This window comes from Bradyrhizobium sp. 23AC, assembly GCF_054863025.1.
On the sequence record NZ_JAVAYN010000010.1, the window covers coordinates 50,912 to 67,674 of the forward strand.

13 protein-coding genes are annotated in these 16,763 nt (G+C 57.6%); 5 read left to right on the forward strand and 8 right to left on the reverse strand.

The features are described 5' to 3' along the window. Window positions 1-192 precede the first annotated feature (192 nt). The 3 genes from RAD10_RS23120 to RAD10_RS23130 all read right to left on the reverse strand — a co-directional run bounded on the left by RAD10_RS23120 (window position 193) and on the right by RAD10_RS23130 (window position 3,166). A complete protein-coding gene (locus RAD10_RS23120) occupies window positions 193-1,050 on the reverse strand; it encodes a metal-dependent phosphohydrolase (protein WP_461619355.1) in 858 nt (285 codons plus the stop codon). 515 nt (window positions 1,051-1,565) lie between these two features. Next, complete coding sequence (locus RAD10_RS23125) at window positions 1,566-1,754, reverse strand: hypothetical protein (RefSeq protein WP_461619356.1); 189 nt, start codon at window positions 1,752-1,754, stop codon at window positions 1,566-1,568. A 323-nt stretch (window positions 1,755-2,077) separates the two neighbouring features. Further along, window positions 2,078-3,166: an ABC transporter substrate-binding protein gene (locus tag RAD10_RS23130; protein ID WP_461619357.1), complete on the reverse strand. Its 1,089-nt coding sequence runs from the start codon at window positions 3,164-3,166 to the stop codon at window positions 2,078-2,080. 892 nt (window positions 3,167-4,058) lie between these two features. On the opposite strand from RAD10_RS23130, the gene RAD10_RS23135 reads away from it, so the two are divergent. Together RAD10_RS23135 and gmd are read left to right on the forward strand one after the other, a co-directional pair. Next, window positions 4,059-4,625 carry a transglutaminase-like cysteine peptidase gene (locus RAD10_RS23135; protein ID WP_461619358.1) on the forward strand — a complete coding sequence of 189 codons (567 nt, stop codon included), beginning with the start codon at window positions 4,059-4,061 and terminating at the stop codon, window positions 4,623-4,625. Window positions 4,626-4,892: 267 nt separating this feature from the next. Then, the gene (gmd, locus tag RAD10_RS23140) at window positions 4,893-5,984 is read left to right on the forward strand and encodes a GDP-mannose 4,6-dehydratase (RefSeq protein WP_461619359.1); all 1,092 of its coding nucleotides are present in this window, start codon (window positions 4,893-4,895) and stop codon (window positions 5,982-5,984) included. Window positions 5,985-6,076: 92 nt separating this feature from the next. Here gmd and RAD10_RS23145 read toward each other — a convergent pair whose 3' ends face one another. From RAD10_RS23145 to RAD10_RS23155, 3 genes are all read right to left on the reverse strand, one after another. Next, window positions 6,077-7,384: a WcaI family glycosyltransferase gene (locus tag RAD10_RS23145; RefSeq protein ID WP_461619360.1), complete on the reverse strand. Its 1,308-nt coding sequence runs from the start codon at window positions 7,382-7,384 to the stop codon at window positions 6,077-6,079. A gap of 63 nt (window positions 7,385-7,447) precedes the next feature. After that, window positions 7,448-8,422 carry a GDP-L-fucose synthase family protein gene (locus tag RAD10_RS23150; protein WP_461619361.1) on the reverse strand — a complete coding sequence of 325 codons (975 nt, stop codon included), beginning with the start codon at window positions 8,420-8,422 and terminating at the stop codon, window positions 7,448-7,450. A gap of 755 nt (window positions 8,423-9,177) precedes the next feature. Beyond that, window positions 9,178-10,260 (reverse strand): ABC transporter substrate-binding protein, encoded by a 1,083-nt coding sequence (locus RAD10_RS23155; RefSeq protein WP_461619362.1) that lies wholly within the window; start codon window positions 10,258-10,260, stop codon window positions 9,178-9,180. Window positions 10,261-10,430: 170 nt separating this feature from the next. Here RAD10_RS23155 and RAD10_RS23160 point away from each other — a divergent pair, with 170 nt between their 5' ends. The 3 genes from RAD10_RS23160 (at window position 10,431) to RAD10_RS23170 (ending at window position 13,744) form a co-directional block, all read left to right on the forward strand. Continuing rightward, on the forward strand, window positions 10,431-11,924 hold the full coding sequence (locus tag RAD10_RS23160) for an undecaprenyl-phosphate glucose phosphotransferase (protein ID WP_461619363.1): 1,494 nt from the start codon (window positions 10,431-10,433) through the stop codon (window positions 11,922-11,924). A 27-nt stretch (window positions 11,925-11,951) separates the two neighbouring features. Further along, window positions 11,952-12,680: an FkbM family methyltransferase gene (locus tag RAD10_RS23165; RefSeq protein ID WP_179736988.1), complete on the forward strand. Its 729-nt coding sequence runs from the start codon at window positions 11,952-11,954 to the stop codon at window positions 12,678-12,680. 263 nt (window positions 12,681-12,943) lie between these two features. After that, entirely contained in the window at window positions 12,944-13,744 is an 801-nt protein-coding gene (locus RAD10_RS23170; protein ID WP_179736986.1) for a glycosyltransferase family 4 protein, read from the forward strand. A gap of 51 nt (window positions 13,745-13,795) precedes the next feature. On the opposite strand, the gene RAD10_RS23175 is transcribed toward RAD10_RS23170, so the two are convergent. Further along, complete coding sequence (locus tag RAD10_RS23175; RefSeq protein WP_271596477.1) at window positions 13,796-15,181, reverse strand: hypothetical protein; 1,386 nt, start codon at window positions 15,179-15,181, stop codon at window positions 13,796-13,798. Between the two features lie 63 nt (window positions 15,182-15,244). After that, entirely contained in the window at window positions 15,245-16,738 is a 1,494-nt protein-coding gene (locus RAD10_RS23180) for a hypothetical protein (protein WP_461619364.1), read from the reverse strand. Window positions 16,739-16,763 lie beyond the last annotated feature (25 nt).

A 16,763-nucleotide genomic window follows, 5' to 3' on the forward strand; every position in this document is an offset into this window, starting at 1 on the left:
AAAAATAGTAGCCGGACACAAGCACCAGCCCGCTCACGGCATAACCGCTTCGCAGCGCCAGCGCGAATCGCCACCAGCGTTCCCCAGGAGTGGCCGAGCACCACGGGATTGCGCACTCCGAGCTGATCAAGAGCTTTCGCGAACAAGGAAGCTTGCGTTGTGGGCGTGCCCGAAACCACATTATTGAAACGCCTATAGCTCTGGACCAGAAAGTCCCACCTCTCGCTCAGCGCGAAGGACGTTGCCATAGAGACTGCCGATCCATTGTCTTCCGCTCGAGGTTACATTCAAATAGCGGATGGCAGTTTGGACGTGCGGTGCGACTTTGGTCCAGTAGAACTGAGGATATTTGTATACCACGTCCGCGGGTGTGGTGTATCCGAGCGATTTGTTGAGTCCTATCTCCTCGAACTCGTAGAACAGCGCATTTGATTTCTTCATGTAATTCGGATCGCCGAGCTGACCGATCAGGTCGGCGGCGCGAAGCAACAAACCTTCCTCTTCGTCAAGATCATCCTTGAGTTCGTTCGCTGATGCGTCTTCATAAGGAAAACGAGTGTATTCGATGGCTTGGGCAACGCGAGCAGCTTCAATTTCGTCAACTGCGTCGAGACGCTCCATGGCGAATATTTTTGAGCGGTCGACATGATAGGGCGCAAGCGCTGCATCGGAAGAGCCGATCGGTAACTCAACCGTTCGGCCGGTACCATCAACCACATAGGCACCGTCCTGGTCTCCGTGAACTATTCCCCGAACGTAGCCAATGTCGTGAAGCAGGCACGCCAGGATGAAGTGAGCATAGTCGCTAGCCGTCGTTGGCCTAAGAAGGGAGCGGCCGATCAGGATGTCGTGCCCCACGAGCGTGACCAACAAGGTGTGCTCGACGTTGTGGTAGAGTGCATCGCTGTTACCAATACATTCCAGGGCCAGCTTTGCTGCATAGGGCAGCAATTCCAGCAAGCTGGCGTGGGACGAGCCGAAGCGACCGCGTGTCTCCGAGATCAGGAACGCACCAAGAGCCTGGGACGTCAGTTCTGGGATTGTTATCATGAGCAATCTCTCACTTTGGCCGCCGAACCTCAGGAGGCCTTCTGCAGGATCGAGAGGGAGAGGACGACCTTAATAGTCTGAAGCCAAAGGATGGGTGGTAATTGACCTAGATCAACAGCAGCGACGGCGCAGTGCGCGTGTGCCCAGTAGCGACTTCCGCTGAGTGTCACACGCGGCGGTCAGGCAAGCCCTAGCCTGCGTCCGCCCTGCCTCCCAAAACTGACAATGCAAATCCCTGGGCCCGGTTCGGCTAAGGGCCAGAAGAGAATCCCAACCTATCCTGCCGACGTTCACTTCGCCGAGAGCGAACATCGAGGTCGAGGCGCCCGACGTCAGCTCGGGCCCAAAAGCTACCGGAGAGGTCTCCGCGGCATCGGATCTTCGTGAAGTGTTTAGGCGCGCTTCACGCGCGGATCGCCTCGTTCTCAAGGTCGATGTCGCCCCTCGTGAGTAAAGGCCTCCAGCGTCATTGCGGAGATCCGCTCGAGAACGCCGCGTCGGGTCTGCTCTTTCATTTACCCCTTTTGTTTTTCTTCTGCGCTTTTTCCATCGGAGCTTTTGGAGCGTTCTTCGAAGCGATCAGCACCCTTGGCCAGATCGTGCCCCGTCTTGCTCTCTTTTTTTGCTTCTTCCTTGGCAGTTGCCTCGCGCAAGCCCTCAGCGGCCCGCTCCCCCGCCTTTGATGATCTCCGTTCGTCATCCATTTGTTGCTCCTTACCGATAAAGCCGCTTGCCCAGGAATACTTCCTTATCTCTCTCATCAGCCGCTACAGTTTTCAATCAGATTGCCCGGACATTGTTCCAGTTCCGTTGAAGCTAGGTGCGCCTTCTGCCTCAGTCGAGCCGCGCGGTCGACGTTCCCTAAACAGCGCAAAGCCGACATCGAAGCTACAAACAGTATGCCCGCCCTGGGTCAATCCTGTCGATCTAGTCGCGTTCTCGGCACGTCCGGGGTTGCCTTAACGGCTGACATGCCGAGCTGAACCGCGATCTTCGCCTCAGGGTTAGGAGCAGAAGCATGCCTTCGTCACTCGATCAGTTCGTCGGCACGAGCGAGGAGATAGGGCGGGATAGTAAGGCCGATGTTCTTTGCTGTTTTGATATTTATCGCCAACTCGAATCTAGTCGGCTGTTCAATCGGAAGATCGGCGGGTCGAGCGCCGCTCAGAATTTTTGCCGTGTAGTCGGCAAGCTGACGCTGAACATCGGTAATGCGTGGCGAATAACTCATAAGTCCGCCGGATTTGACGAAGAACGACCATTCATAAGTCGCGGGGATCCGATACTGCTCGCACAACGCTGCGAGTTGCTCTCGGCGTGCAATATAGAATGCATCTGGACTGACAAGAAGCGCGGCGTGCTTCCGGTTTCTGATTTCGCCGAAGGCAGCAGAAATTTGCTCGTCGGTGCTCGCCTTCAGGACGTGAATTTCTCGGCCAAGCGACTTGGCCGCAGCTTCGGCGTCCGATACCACTACGTTCGCGTTTGGATTCGTTGGATTTACCAGCATTGCGATTGTTCCGCCTGCCGGTGTCAACTCTGCCAACAACTCAAGTCGCTTGGCGGTCAGTTGCGGAGTGTACATGCTCACGCCAGTCGCGTTTCCTCCCGGCCTGTTCAAACTGGAAACAACGCCAAGAAGTACCGGGTCCATGGCAATTGCAAATACGATCGGAATCGTCTTAGTCGCTTTCGTTGTCGCCAAGACTCCGTTTGTACCAGTCGCAGCGACGATCACTCGAACGCGATCCTGAATCAGATCTGCGATCAATTCCGGAAAGCGATCATACTTTCCATCAGCGAAGCGGTACTCGATTGTGACGTTCTGGCCTTCTACAAGGCCCTTGGTGCGGAGACCATCCCGAAAGGCGACGAGCAACTCCTTACTTTTGTCGGCTGAGTCGAAGCCAAGATAGCCAATTGTTGGAAGTGCACCCTTTTGCGCGTATGCCGCGCAAGGGAAGACAACTGCCGCGACGCTGAAAAACGCAATCAATCCTCGCCACTTCATGGGCAGGCCCTCAAGGTCGTAACTGCAGGCGGCTAAGTGAGTATAGGTCAGCTGTTCGTCGCGCGCGATACAGATTGTCGCGCGCCGAGAAATACCGTATCGCAATGGGCCGGAGCCCGACCAATTTTGGATCAAAATGCGAAGAACTCAACGTCAGCATATCGGGTCCGCCCCGCCTCGCTGTGCGGACGTCGAAGAGCGCGCGGCATTATTCGCTGATGGGACGCTAGGAGACGTTTCCCGAGCAAGATTATAAGGAGCTAGGGTCTGCTCAGCGTCACAGGTGGACGAACGAAGCTAGGCCGGCAACTGTCCGTTCTCCCCTTGAAGGCGAACCCTTGCTCCGCGCTCCACCGGGGCAGCTTCGGGCCAAAAACTGACATCGTCACCGCTTCCGCCGGCCTCCATCCTATCGCTCGTTTGCCTGCTCACGCGTGTCGCTGAAGGCCCCGACGCAGAATTGCTGGCTCCCCTTGGGAGCTTGCTCACCACCAGACCAAACCGAGATGCGAAGCTTGGTGCGCGATCATCGCACTCTCAGCCAGAACTCTTTCTCGCCCCGCTCCGGGGCCACGTGCGTCTGCTACCAAGGGACATCAGCGATTGGGCTGCACCAGCGGTCGGAACGAGCTCACTCTTGAAGCGGGTCGACCTTGAGGTCCGCGGACCGGTCTCATGCTGCGGCACGTGCTGGGGCAAGAGTCACCAAGCAACGTCACGTTCTGGCGGAGGACATCCGGACGAGGTCTTGCACGGACCCTAACTTCATTCCGCAAGCGGCCTCATCCGACGGCGGATCGAGTGGGAGCAGACACCTTAGATCTTGCAGGTGTCCAAGGCCGCGGACTAGTGTACCGTGGCAGCCTTCACCTCGTTCAGATCAAGCGCGCGCACGCTGCTCCACGATTGGGCATCGATTGCCTCACAATTGTCATGGCGCTTCCATCGCATCGCAATATACTTCGCCTAACAATCAGAAATGTCAGGCGAACTTTCGATGATCAGACATGCGGTCCGCATGCTGGCCATAATGTATTGCGTTTGCGGCCAGCCCGCCTATTCGAATTATGAATCCCAAGCGGTGACGCCACCGCTTTCATTCTCTCAATTCTGCATTCAATATCCCGAGGACTGCCGGCGCCATGACGATCGCAGGATCCGAGACTTCCGCTCTTCAATCCAGCGCTGGCGCGAACTCGCCCAAATCAATTCAACGGTGAACTTCGGCATAGCGCCGAAGGATCCGCCCGCAAGCCGGCGCGACGCGGAATGGCAGATATTCCCTGACGAGGGCAATTGTGGGGATTACGCTGTCACCAAGCGCCATCTGCTGCTGCGATCCGGCTGGCCCAGCTCGGCCCTCCTTCTCGCTGAGGTCGTCATTCGGGCAACCGGAGAGCACCATCTTGTGCTGCTCGTGCGTGAGGGAAAAGCGGTCCTCGTACTCGATAATCTAACCCCGATAGTCACGCCGCTGGTCGATGCTTTGGATCGATTTGCTATCGTGCGTGCGGAGTCGGGAACGGATCCTCAACGATGGACGCGAGAAGTTGCGGCCTTTTAGCCGGCCTCCTGGTCAACCGGGCTAGGACTCATACGGTCATGGGACCCGATCGAATTTTCTCCGGTTTGAAGCCTTCTCACCGGCTACGGCCAAACGAGGGACGCACACCCTGATGGACACTGCGCCTCCGACGTAATCCGATAGGAGGATTTTTGGCGCGCCAGCTGGAGCCAGACGCTGTTAATCTAAGCTTGATTTTCGCTCTATTTCGCCCTCCCTAACCAGGTCGATTTCGTGTAAGCACCAATTTCCATTTTCGGGACAGATATGACAAAGAAACGAGCACTTATTACCGGCGTCACCGGGCAGGACGGCGCCTATTTGGCCGAACTTCTTTTGCAGAAGGGATACGAGGTCCACGGCATCAAGCGGCGGACCTCCCTCTTCAACACGGACCGCATCGATCATCTCTATCTCGATCCGCACGAGCCTGATCCACCCTTCCGGCTTCATTATGGCGATCTGACGGATTCCTCGAGCCTGATCCGGATCGTTGGCCAAGTGCAGCCCGACGAGATCTACAATCTCGCTGCGCAAAGTCACGTGGCCGTTTCATTCGAGGAGCCCGAGTACACGGCGAACTCCGACGGCCTGGGCACACTGCGCATCCTCGAGGCCATGCGCATTACCGGCTTGGAAAGGAAGGCGCGCTTCTATCAAGCGTCAACATCTGAACTGTATGGCCTGGTCCAGGAAATTCCGCAAAAGGAGACCACTCCCTTCTACCCGCGTTCGCCGTACGCCGTCGCCAAGCTCTATGCTTACTGGATCACGGTCAATTACCGTGAAGCTTACGGGATGTATGCCTGCAACGGCATTCTCTTCAATCACGAATCTCCAGTCCGGGGTGAGACTTTCGTCACCCGAAAAATCACGCGGGCATTGGCCCGGATTCATCTGGGCCTGCAGGAGCGGTTGTATCTCGGCAATCTCGATGCATTGCGCGATTGGGGACACGCGCGCGACTATGTCGAGATGCAGTGGCTTATGTTGCAACAAGAAAAGCCGGAAGATTTCGTCATCGCGACCGGTGTTCAACATTCGGTTCGAGATTTCGTTAACGTGGCGGCGAGCGAGGTCGGCATGCAGATCCGATGGGAGGGGGCCGGCGTCGACGAGAAGGGTTACAATGTTGCAAACGGAAAATGCGTGGTGTCGGTCGACCCGCGCTATTTCCGCCCAACAGAGGTCGCCACGTTGCTTGGCGATCCGTCCAAGGCGAAAGAAAGACTCGGCTGGCGGCCCCAGACCTCATTCGAGAGCCTCGTTCGCGAGATGATGAAGGAAGATCTCGAATCCGCAAAACGCGATGAGCTGATTAAGCAGCACGGCTTTAGGTATTTCCCGCGCCACGAGTAGTCCTGGCAGATCGGACAGCAAGGCAAGAAGCCAAATGAGCGCCCATCGCGGCGCTCATTTTTTTGGACGACAACGAATTGAGATCCGATGCTTTAAGGTGACTGAACGGCATCCTCCACGGGAAGCCCAATGTCGCCGGCAGCGTTTTTCGAGTCGACATTCTTCTGCCCTGTCGCACTGCCCTGCCCTGCCATTGCCTCCGACCACCGGTGAACAATTGCGCGTCGATCCCAACGATCAAGCGCGCGCCTCCTTCCTTCTTCGCCGTAATGCTCACGGAGAGCCGGCGCCTCGCTGAGCTGGCAAATTGCAAGCTCAAGCGCGGACGAATCTCCGGGTGGAATCACCAGGCCCGCATCCGTGACTTCCGCCGCGAGGCCCGTGCCTTCTTCAGCCATCGCAATGACCGGCCGAGCCGACGCGAAGATCGCGCCAAGCTTGGAGGGCAACACCAGATCGGCGGCCTCGGCTTTCTGCGGGATCAGATGAAAATCGGCCGTGGCCATCAATTGATTGAAACTTTCGTTGGGCTGAAGCCCGACAAAATGGACATTGCGACGTCCGGCAGCGAGCTGCTCCAGCCTCATTTTATGTGGCCCCTCGCCTGCAAGGATGAAGTGGATATGAGGATGGCTCTCCTCCAAACCGATCGCAGCCTCGATCACGAGTTCAAGGCCTTGCTTGTTCGACATTGTTCCGGAGTAAAGCGCAACGATATCGCCCGCGCCCAGCTTGAACTGCTGACGGTATTTGGTCATTCGCGAACCCGGGCAGATCGCGTTGGTGTCAATCCAGTTTCTCACCTCGGCTGTCTTGTCAGGACTCAACCCCTTGATTCTCAACCGGTCTACCATCGCTTGAGAGATGGTTGAAACATGGTCGAACGATTTGAGGATCGCGGCTTCGGCTCGAAGCATCCATTTTCGCAAGTTAGGATTGCGTAGCAGACCAAGATCAAATGCCGCGTCCACCTCGAAGTCCTGCACATGAAGCCATGATTTGGCACCGACGCAACGAGCGACGAATGAGACGAAGGCGGCCGACATTAATGATGGTGCGACGGCGATCATAACGTCGGGGCGCCAGGATAGCGCCTCAACGAGGACCGGCGCCCCGCTCGTAAGCGCGAATGAAGCGTGATGAACCAGCCGCTTGGCGCCCGAGGGATGTCCGGGCACATAAATCGGCGTACGTGTCACGCGAACGCCGCGAATATCTCTCGACCTGAAGTACGACGACTTGAACGCCGGGGGAATCTTCCAGGCCGGATAATACGGAGGTGCCGTAATGACCCTGACTTCATGACCTTCGGCGGCCAAACTTTCGCAGAGCTCAGCGTTGTATTTTGCCACACCGATCAGATCGGGGGCATAGTTGATGCCGACCAAGAGAACACGCATAAGCCCCGCCCAAATCAAAAAAGTTCAGAATAAAAAAGTTTCTTGTAGTCTTACGTAGTTTTCTCAGCGCGTCGCGCTGACTTCCAGATGACGTCCCGAGCCCTTTAAAAAGTCTGCGTAGGCGGCCGCGAGACCGGCCCGCAGAGCGACGTTCGGTCGCCAGCCAAGCCCTCGAATTCTCGAGCTATCGAGCAGCTTGCGTGGCGTGCCGTCAGGCTTTGACGTATCGAACGCGAGCTCGCCCTGATAGCCCACGACCTCCGCGACTGTCCTCGCAAAATCGGCGATCGACAATTCGTCGCCACTGCCGACATTGATCGGAAGATCGCTTGAATAGTTCTTCAGAAGGAAGACGCAGGCATCAGCAAAATCGTCGACGTTGAGGAATTCGCGGAGCGGTGTGCCGGTGCCCCACACCGAGACGCTGGATGCATTGGCGAGCTTGGCTTCATGGAAGCGCCGGATCAACGCGGCCGGGACGTGACTATGATCGGGATGGTAATTGTCGCCGCGGCCGTAGAGATTGGTCGGCATTACCGAGATGAAATCGTCGCCATATTGCCGACGATAGGCCTGGCACATCTTGAGGCCGGCAATCTTGGCGATCGCATACCACTCGTTGGTCGGCTCGAGCGGCCCGGTCAGCAATTCGCTTTCGGCCATCGGCTGCTTGGCGTGCTTTGGATAGATGCACGACGAGCCGAGGAACAGCAGGCGCCGCACACCAACCGCGTGACTCGCACGGATCACGCTCAATTCCAGCGCAAGGTTGTCGCAGAGAAAGTCGACCGGGAAATTGTTGTTAGCTGCGATACCGCCAACCTTTGCAGCTGCATGAATCACGACGTCCGGGCGATTGGCTGCGAGCCATCTGAGCGTGGGTTCTTCCTTTGTCAGATCCAGCTCACGCCGATCAGCCGTCAGCACGGTGAAATTTTCCGACGCAAGCCGGCGGACGACAGCTGATCCCACCATGCCGCGGTGACCCGCGACGAAGACACGTTTGCCCGTGAGATCGTAGGTTGAAGCCCCTGTCATCGTATCCTCTACCGGCGTTCGATTGGCCGGATCGTCACTTCCGTGAGATCCGGCTACCGCCGCATTACGCAATCACGCTGCCGATGCAGCCCCGCCAAACTGGTAACACAATCTTCACCATGCAACAGCCTATCCCGGCCCGGCAAAGATATTCATGGTGAACCCGTGCTGCGCGCACAAAAGAGCAGCACACGGCGAAACAAGAATGAGCAAGGCAGCCGCATGAGCTGTGCGGCTGCCTTGTAAATCTTCTAAAAAGCGGCGCTCGCCGCTCAGGTCAGCCGAAGTTCAGTACGCCCGACGCAGGACAGGGCCGACGGGCGCGCAAACACGGTCCATATACCAGCCATAGGGCGTCTCGACCCGCACCAAGGGGCAGTGGCGCGACGGCACATACCTATATGGGTAGGGCTGCGCCCAGAACGTGACAGGCGTCGCCTGGCTTGCACCCGTGAGCAGGGCCGCCGGCGCCGGCATTTGCATCGCCGCGCTTGCTCCGCTCGCTGCACAGAAGGAAACGGTGGCGGCCAAAAGGCCTGCTCGCATCAAGGTCTTAAACATCCCAAAAAGCTCCTTGCCCCTGCGGATTTGGTCCATTCCCCGCGCCCCACCAGGAGGCTGCACCCCGAGAACCACCGCGAACCAGCCTAAATAGTAAAGCCTAGATTACCAAGGCTAGGACCAAAAAGGCAACCGACGCCGCGGCTTGGGAGGGCCTTTGTAGCGATATGGCGCGCAACTGTGGCTTCTTGGTCCTATTTTTCCTCGCTCCAGGCGCCCGGGGCAGCAAGGTCGGGTGAACGTCGGTACACATCTCGAAGGAACTGGTAGTTGACGGTCTGGGCCAGCGGCACGTCCTCTTCGCCAAGTTTGGCGAAGAGGAGAATGTCCCGAAGCGTCCGCCAACGGCTTTCGTCGTAATCGCCGATGCGCCCCCCTGTCGGCAATACGAGCGGACGTAGCTGCTGCAGTTCAAATTTCAGCCGCTCGGAATTCAGCCTGGCTGGTCCGGCGCCGGCCAGAACGGGCACGCTCCGTGCATAGTCCGCGTAGGTAGATTGCCATCCTCTGATGAGGCCCTGAAGGACATCGGCAATCATGGATGGCTGTTCATGGACGAGAGCGTTACTCGCGAAGTAGACCAAGCCAGGAACATGGATGCCGTAGTCTTGCGGTTTGATGACATTGAGCTTCGTGAACGTCGAACTGGAGGGATCCGGTTGCTCGTCGATTGCGGCGATGATGGCATCCACCTCCCCGCCCCGCAGGGCTTCGAAGCTGTCGCGGTCTGGCACCTTGGTGATCTGGCTGCGGGGAAGCCCGAGCTGCGCCATCATGGCGTCAAAGACGACGTCGCCCTCACTCGCCCTACGGTATCCGACCCGCTTTCCGACCAGGTCGGCCGGACGCCGCAAACCCGAGGCTTCGAGGGTGAAGATCGCGACGGAGGTATCGAGGAAGCTCGCTGCGAAGGCGGTCACGGGCACGCCGCGCCAGCTCGCCAGCAGGAACTTCTGGCCGCTCGTCACGCCGATGGCATGTTGGCGTGCAATCGTCTGGACGAACTCTGGGTCTTCAGGCTGGGCCGCCACCTCAATGCGGGAGGAGAAATATCCCTGCCTCGACGCCGAGAGCTCGCCGGCGAATCGCGCGCCATACTGGCCGTCGAGGAGAAGTTTGACCGCGACGGCGGTCGGGCCCGTCGGAGCCCGTACGGGGGCCGCATCGGGGCGAAGAAGCAGAAGCGCGGTCCCCACCAAGGCCGCCGCTGCGAGGCCAATGGCGAGGTAACGCCTCCCTTTCGGCCGGGTCCGCCGCCGGGACTGGATTCGGGGCAACGAGAACTTCCTAACGGGTTGTGAAATTTAACATATCAGTCGAGGCGAGATGGGCTACAATGAAGCTTCTGGGGTAAGGTTAATTTTCCCTTCGCCTTGTTTTAAAAGCGATTTTGACCGATAGCACGGCGCGTTCGGATAATGAATTTTGCGTCAATGGGCTTGGCACGATGACGATTCTTTCCACTCGACCGGTGCCCGTCCCTGATTCTACGACGGAAATTGCTGCGGTCGAGCTATCCCCGGCAACAGGCTATGCGCCGAGCTGGCTGCGTCCCGTGGTTGTCGAGCGGTTGATGGCCGTGGTCGATACGACGCTGATCGTGTTCAGCGGGATTGGCTGCGCGGTCGGCTATCACATCGCGACCGCGGGTACGCTCGGCAAGGCGAATGTCTATGCGGCGGCCAGCGTCCTGGTCGCAATCAATTTCATCCTTCTGACCATCGTGCAGCACGGCTACCGCCTGAAAGCCATCACCAACCTGCCGCGCACGTTCCGGATGACGCTGACGACGTGGACCGGCCTGTTCGGCGCGCTGCTGGCGATCGCCTTCACGATGAAGGTCAGCGACGAGTTCTCCCGCGGCACCACCATCTCGTTTTATCTGGTCGGCCTCACCGTTCTGCTCGCCTGGAAGACCGCGGCCGCGCGCTGGACCGCGCATGGCTTACGCACCGGCGCCTTCGCCAACGGCCGCGCGATCATGATCGCCGAGTTCGGCCTTGCCACCTCGTCCAACGCGGTCGACGACCTCGGCCAGCACGGCTACCGCCTGATGCGGGTCATGGAGATTCCCGCCAAGGAGCTCGCCTCGCCGCTGCTGCTCTCCTCGCAGGCGCCGCGGTTCGAGGAGCTGATCACTTATGCGCGCGAGAACCGGATCGAGCACGTCTTCCTGCTGATGAACTGGAGCCGGCAGCACGCGATCGACAGCATTCTGGACGCGCTGAAGATCCTCCCCGTCCCGGTGCATCTGGTGCCGGACGCCAACACGGCGCGCTTCCTGCGCTATCCGCTGGTCGGCACCGGCAATACCTTCACCGCCGAGCTGCGCCGCGCTCCGCTGACCTTTCGCGAACGTGCACTCAAGCGGGCGCTGGATCTCGTCGGCGCGAGCTTTGCACTCCTGGTGTTCGCGCCCGTGATGCTGGTGACCGCGATCCTGATCAAGCTGACCTCGAAGGGCCCGGTCTTCTTCCGCCAGACCCGCAACGGCTTCAACGGGCGCGCGTTCAAGATCTTCAAATTCCGCACCATGCGCGTGCTGGAGGACGGCCCGACCATCGTCCAGGCGCAGAAGAACGACCCGCGCGTCACGAGAATCGGCAAATGGCTGCGCAAGACCTCGATCGACGAGCTGCCGCAGCTTCTCAACGTGCTCAAGGGCGACATGTCGCTGGTCGGCCCCCGCCCGCACGCGGCCGCCCACAACACCGAATATGAGCAGATCATCGGCAACTACGCCTTCCGCCACCACGTCAAGCCCGGCATCACCGGCTGGGCCCAGGTTAATGGTTACCGCGGAGAAACCCGCACGCTCGAGCTGATGCAGAAGCGCGTGGAATATGATCTCTGGTACATCAATAATTGGAGCTTGTGGTTGGACGTAAGAATCATGCTGGGAACAGCAATTGTCACGTTCGGTCGCCCTACCGCCTACTGACCCGTCCTCTCACCGTTACGTTGATCAATGAATCTGTTTATCGTCCGGGTCCGCAAGCTCCTACACGCCGTCGGTTCGTCGTCAGGTCGGCGAGCCCTTAAGCGGGGGGTCGCCGCAAGCATTGAACACCGCTCGGCACTCGAGGGGGTCCCGTATAGGACCATAGTCGACATAGGAGCCAACGTCGGTCAGTTTGCACTTTTCGTACGCGAGCAGTATCCGGAAGCCAACATCTTCAGCTTCGAGCCGCTTGAGGATTGCTGGGACACATTCAGCACCATCTTTAGAAGTGATCCGAATGTTCATCTTTTTCGTTGTGGGGTCGGGCCTGCCGATACCGATGCCCTCATGAATGTGACCAACGCGAACGACTCATCCTCGATATTTGCGCCGGCACCTACGCAGGTTGAAGTGTTCGGAACAAAAGTGAATACGACAAAGAAAGTCGAACTGCGTCGATTGACGACTCTCTTGCGAGAGGATCAGATCGCGTTTCCCGCGCTCCTCAAAATCGATGTTCAAGGTTTCGAGCTCGATGTGCTGCGCGGTTGCGAGGAACTCCTCTCATCCTTTGATACCCTCTATGTCGAGGCCTCCTATATGGAGCTCTACGAGGGCCAGGCGCTGGTCGGCGAGGTCATCGATTTTCTTCGACACCGGGGCTTTGAGATCCGGGGCGTCTTCAACCAGCACGTCGATCCAACGAGAGGTCCTCTCCAGGCTGACTTCATGTTCAAGCGGGCCTTGGCGTCGTGACTTCAAACGACGACTTCGTAGTGGCAATTGGTCAGCTGCCGCCCCCCGTAACCGGACTATCCTACATTACGGCCCGCATGATCGATGCCATCAAAGGCACGCACCCTGTCCGTACAGCGAATATCGCTGCTGAGCCCGGGCAGACGGGACTATCAAAGCACATCCGTAGAGCCCTTCGGGTACTCGCTGCGGGCGCCGTTCTATTGAGGCATACCTTCAGGACCGGTCGTCGCTGTTATCTGGTGTGCGAAGGCGATTGGGGCTTGGCGTATATTATCTTCCTCGCCGCTTTGGCTCGCGTCTGCAGCTATCCGACCGTTCTACATCACCACAGCTTTGCCTACATCGACCGACCGAGAGCACTCCTGCGCCTGCTTTTGCGTGCCGGCGGACCGGCTCTTACGCACGTGTTCTTATGCCCCATCATGAGCACCAAATTTGCTTCGGCTTATGGTGTCGAGCCAAAGGCTTGCATCCTTTCGAACTCGGCCTTCGTCGAGCCCGATTGGGACTTCCAGACTCTGACCGGACCGCTCACCATCGGGCTTCTTAGCAATCTCACCAAAGAGAAGGGGCTCCATACGTTTCTGGAACTGGTACGTTCTGCACGAATCCAAGGTCTTGGCATGAAGGCAATTCTTGCCGGACCAATTGCGGGTGAGGCAGATCGCAAGCTGGTGGAGGATGCAACTCGCGATCTGCGCGACGCCCTTGAGTATCGGGGACCCCTTTACGGATCCTCGAAAAACACGTTCTACCGGGATATCGACATTTTCGTCTTTCCGACGCAGTACTCGCACGAGGCCGAACCGACCGTCGTGTTTGAAGCTTTGTCAGCGGGCAATCTCATCATCGCGTTCGATCGGGGCTGTATAACGAGCCAAGTTGGAACGAACGGGCTGATCGTTCCGACAGACTCAAACTTTGTCCAGGATTCAGTCGACTATCTGCGACAAGCGGCCGGGCAGCTGACCAACCTCCGTGGCGAACGTCGTTCCTGCATTGACGCATACGGGGCCGTTCATTCATCCAGCTCTGCAATCGCGAAGCAGTTGTTTTCGTGATCCGGCCGGTAACTGAAGACCTAGAACGACGCTTCAAGTTAATACGGCCGCCTAGCCACTGGGACGCAATGCTGTTGCCGCCGGATAATCTTGTCGCGCTCGCGCACCCGTCGTCTCACGACGTAGCCTGATCCCTCCGACAACGATCAAGATAGCAGCTGCGATCATCGAGAAGGCCCAGAAGTACACTACGGTTACCCCCCCGTCTCTCAAGATAGTTTTGAAATAGATGAGGAATATCCAGAAAAAGGTGAACAGGAGAGGACTTGTCGTCCTTACCGCCGCGTCATAGAGACGACTCTGAACAACCCCCAAGAGGAACATCATAGGGATCAACGAAACGAACCCGTAGACCATGTAAACGTCGACATAGAGAGTGGTAGTCATCGACGAGAAGTTTCCATACTCATTGAGATTCACGATTGACGTGAATACCGGCTTGTCCGGCCAGAGTTGCCGGGGAATTGGCCAATATAACAACCGAAGATATTGCGTGCCGTAAGAATAACCCGCCCGCTCGTCGACAACCATCGCCGCTACGGTCGCGCTATCGAACTCAACGACGTCCATTGAGCTCTTGCTGCCGCGGTCAGCCACGTAGGATGTCCATATCGACGAAATATCCGCATCGCCAAGCACAACCCGGCGCACCACATAGCGATCATGCCCGACGATGTCGAACAACAGAGCACCGAGCAAGACTCCAATGATGATCAAAGCACCTGGATATCGCCTTCGAGCCTCGATGAGCGACACAAAAAATACGCTGACGAGAACGACGACGAACGAAAGCCGCTGTGCGCCAATATACGCGCGAAGAGCGACGAATGCCGCTATGAAAAAGATCGAGAGCGTCCTGATCGACCCTTTGCACAGATACAGCATGATGCAAATGATAGGAAGAAATTCGGCGAGCGCCAAGGTGTATCCGGATATGCCAACGAGACGCTGTCCACCCTCTGCGTCTCGCGTAACTTGAAACGCATTGACCGACTGGAGCCCAGCGTCGCCGTAGGCCCGATACGTGCCGTAGAGTCCGGCCACGCCCAGCACAAAGACAGCGGCATAGAAGGCGACGGGCCGCAGGACGACAAAGCGAACCGGAGCGAATGTTGGAATGATGCTCTTGGCGCGTTTTGCAAACGTAAACCCGAGGAACGCGGCAATAAGAGCAACATTCGCAATCGCCGTTACGCGGATGATGTCCTCGGAGGTCGGTGTGATCCCGACGCGCAGCCAGATGAATGATTTCCCGTCAAGATAGATCAGAAGCGGTCGAACAATGAACCCTACGAAGTGGTAGAGCAGGTATATCACAAAGGGATGATAGACTGGGGCGCGCCAGACTTTGACAACCACAAAGCCGACCGCAAGCCACACCACGAAGTTGAACAGCGCAGCATAAATCAGCGGTGTGTCTACGAGGTTTTCTACCATATTAGTGCTTTCAATATAGTCAAAGTCCTACCCTTCTGGTGGAGGCGTTGCGCAGAACGCGCTCTAGGGCTCAAGTGTGACGGAGACGTTAGACGTATCATCCAGACTTCCATGTTGAGATACGAGTCGCGCAAAACGAACCTGGCTCGCTGACTGATCCAACTGAATCTTTATCGCGATGTCCTTGATCAGATTTGGAACGCTTTCTCCGGCAGTAACCGAGACAACGCACGGCATGTTTTTTTTGTGACAACGGGCCGTGATACTAAGGACAACATCCGATATTCGTGGATAAACCTTTGTCGACAGGGCCAGGAAGCTGTCCGTCATATCAATCCGCCCTCTGACCCAGCTCCCGATATAGACGGGTCCGCAATCGATCACCTTGATCTCCAGATCAAGCCACGGAAGCTCTTCAGGATAGCACTGCGTTGGCTCGTTTCTGGAATTGCCTCGTATCTTGCTCGGCCTTGCTTTCCCCCCCTGAAGGCCCCCCATCGACCTACAGTTCTCGAAGGTGCAAGCTATTAATCTTCCATGGGCGCCTGCCCAGCCCTCCCAACCCTGATTGCCATCAAAGAAGTAACCTCGCTCGATATCCAGATTCGTTCCGCACGGATTAAGAATATCCGCGTTCGTTTGCCCCATAACAATGTCCCGTCCGATGAATGCCCCATGATGAGCACCGCCCTGGTAGAACACCTCTCCTCTAAAGCGCACGACCTTGGAGCGAACCAGGGTCCAGTCACCGGTTGCTCGATCGTTTTCGGCCCAAAGGCCCTTGTGCGTGAGGTCCCACCCCTCACCGGTGGAGACATCGGCTGGATAGCTATAGACGTCCGTTCGGTCACATCCGCCGTCTAGTTCCATATCGGTGAGGCTCACCGACGGCAATTTAGAACGATCCGAAGGAGATGATGGCCACCCCTTCAAGAATATGCCGGCTCCGCGCCAGACCTTTCCATTCACAGTTTGCCAATTCGACTGAAGTTCCCGGCCATCCTGACTTCGAAACAGAATTCGAGTCTTGTTCCCATGTCCGACGAGAGCGACCGGACGTTCGATGATGATCGAGTGACCGTCATATGCATTGTTCTTATCGGGATCGCTAGTCCGCTTTGGGCACCAAACGGCATAGGCGCGCTGCTTGAACCGCACCGTTCCGGCACCAAACGTCTCGGCATATTTGATAGCCTGCTGTATCGCTGCCTGATCGTTTGTACGGCCGTCTCCGACCGCGCCGAACGCTTCGACGAAGACCGTCTCAGGGCTCAGACGGAAGTTTCGGCCATCCGAGGCAGTGAAGGTGGCTGAAGGGTGGGCAGCCAAGAACGCAGGATCAATGCGCGGGTCACTTTCGAAGATCAGGTTCACGGGAATTGGCCCGTCCCCGAGGCATTCTATTTGCGTCACCGATGATGGAATTTGCGCGCTGCGAAGCTGACTGATCGGAAGCAATCGCTTGAACGACTCTTCAGAGCACGCCGGTCCAGCCAGCCACACCGTTCCGGAGGCCAGTCCTGCGAGGACAACTCGTCGGTCTACCGGCTTCATCATGTTCGCGCTCTTTGCCTTGTTTGGA

Excerpts from the sequence above, each read along its gene's own strand:
- RAD10_RS23120 (WP_461619355.1), bottom strand. The coding sequence starts at position 1,050 with ATGATAACAATCCCAGAACTGACGTCCCAGGCTCTTGGTGCGTTCCTG.
- RAD10_RS23125 (WP_461619356.1), bottom strand. The coding sequence starts at position 1,754 with ATGGATGACGAACGGAGATCATCAAAGGCGGGGGAGCGGGCCGCTGAG.
- RAD10_RS23175 (WP_271596477.1), bottom strand. The coding sequence starts at position 15,181 with ATGGTAGAAAACCTCGTAGACACACCGCTGATTTATGCTGCGCTGTTC.
- RAD10_RS23150 (WP_461619361.1), bottom strand. The coding sequence starts at position 8,422 with ATGACAGGGGCTTCAACCTACGATCTCACGGGCAAACGTGTCTTCGTC.
- RAD10_RS23180 (WP_461619364.1), bottom strand. The coding sequence starts at position 16,738 with ATGATGAAGCCGGTAGACCGACGAGTTGTCCTCGCAGGACTGGCCTCC.
- gmd (WP_461619359.1), top strand. The coding sequence starts at position 4,893 with ATGACAAAGAAACGAGCACTTATTACCGGCGTCACCGGGCAGGACGGC.
- RAD10_RS23160 (WP_461619363.1), top strand. The coding sequence starts at position 10,431 with ATGACGATTCTTTCCACTCGACCGGTGCCCGTCCCTGATTCTACGACG.
- RAD10_RS23135 (WP_461619358.1), top strand. The coding sequence starts at position 4,059 with ATGATCAGACATGCGGTCCGCATGCTGGCCATAATGTATTGCGTTTGC.
- RAD10_RS23165 (WP_179736988.1), top strand. The coding sequence starts at position 11,952 with ATGAATCTGTTTATCGTCCGGGTCCGCAAGCTCCTACACGCCGTCGGT.
- RAD10_RS23145 (WP_461619360.1), bottom strand. The coding sequence starts at position 7,384 with ATGCGTGTTCTCTTGGTCGGCATCAACTATGCCCCCGATCTGATCGGT.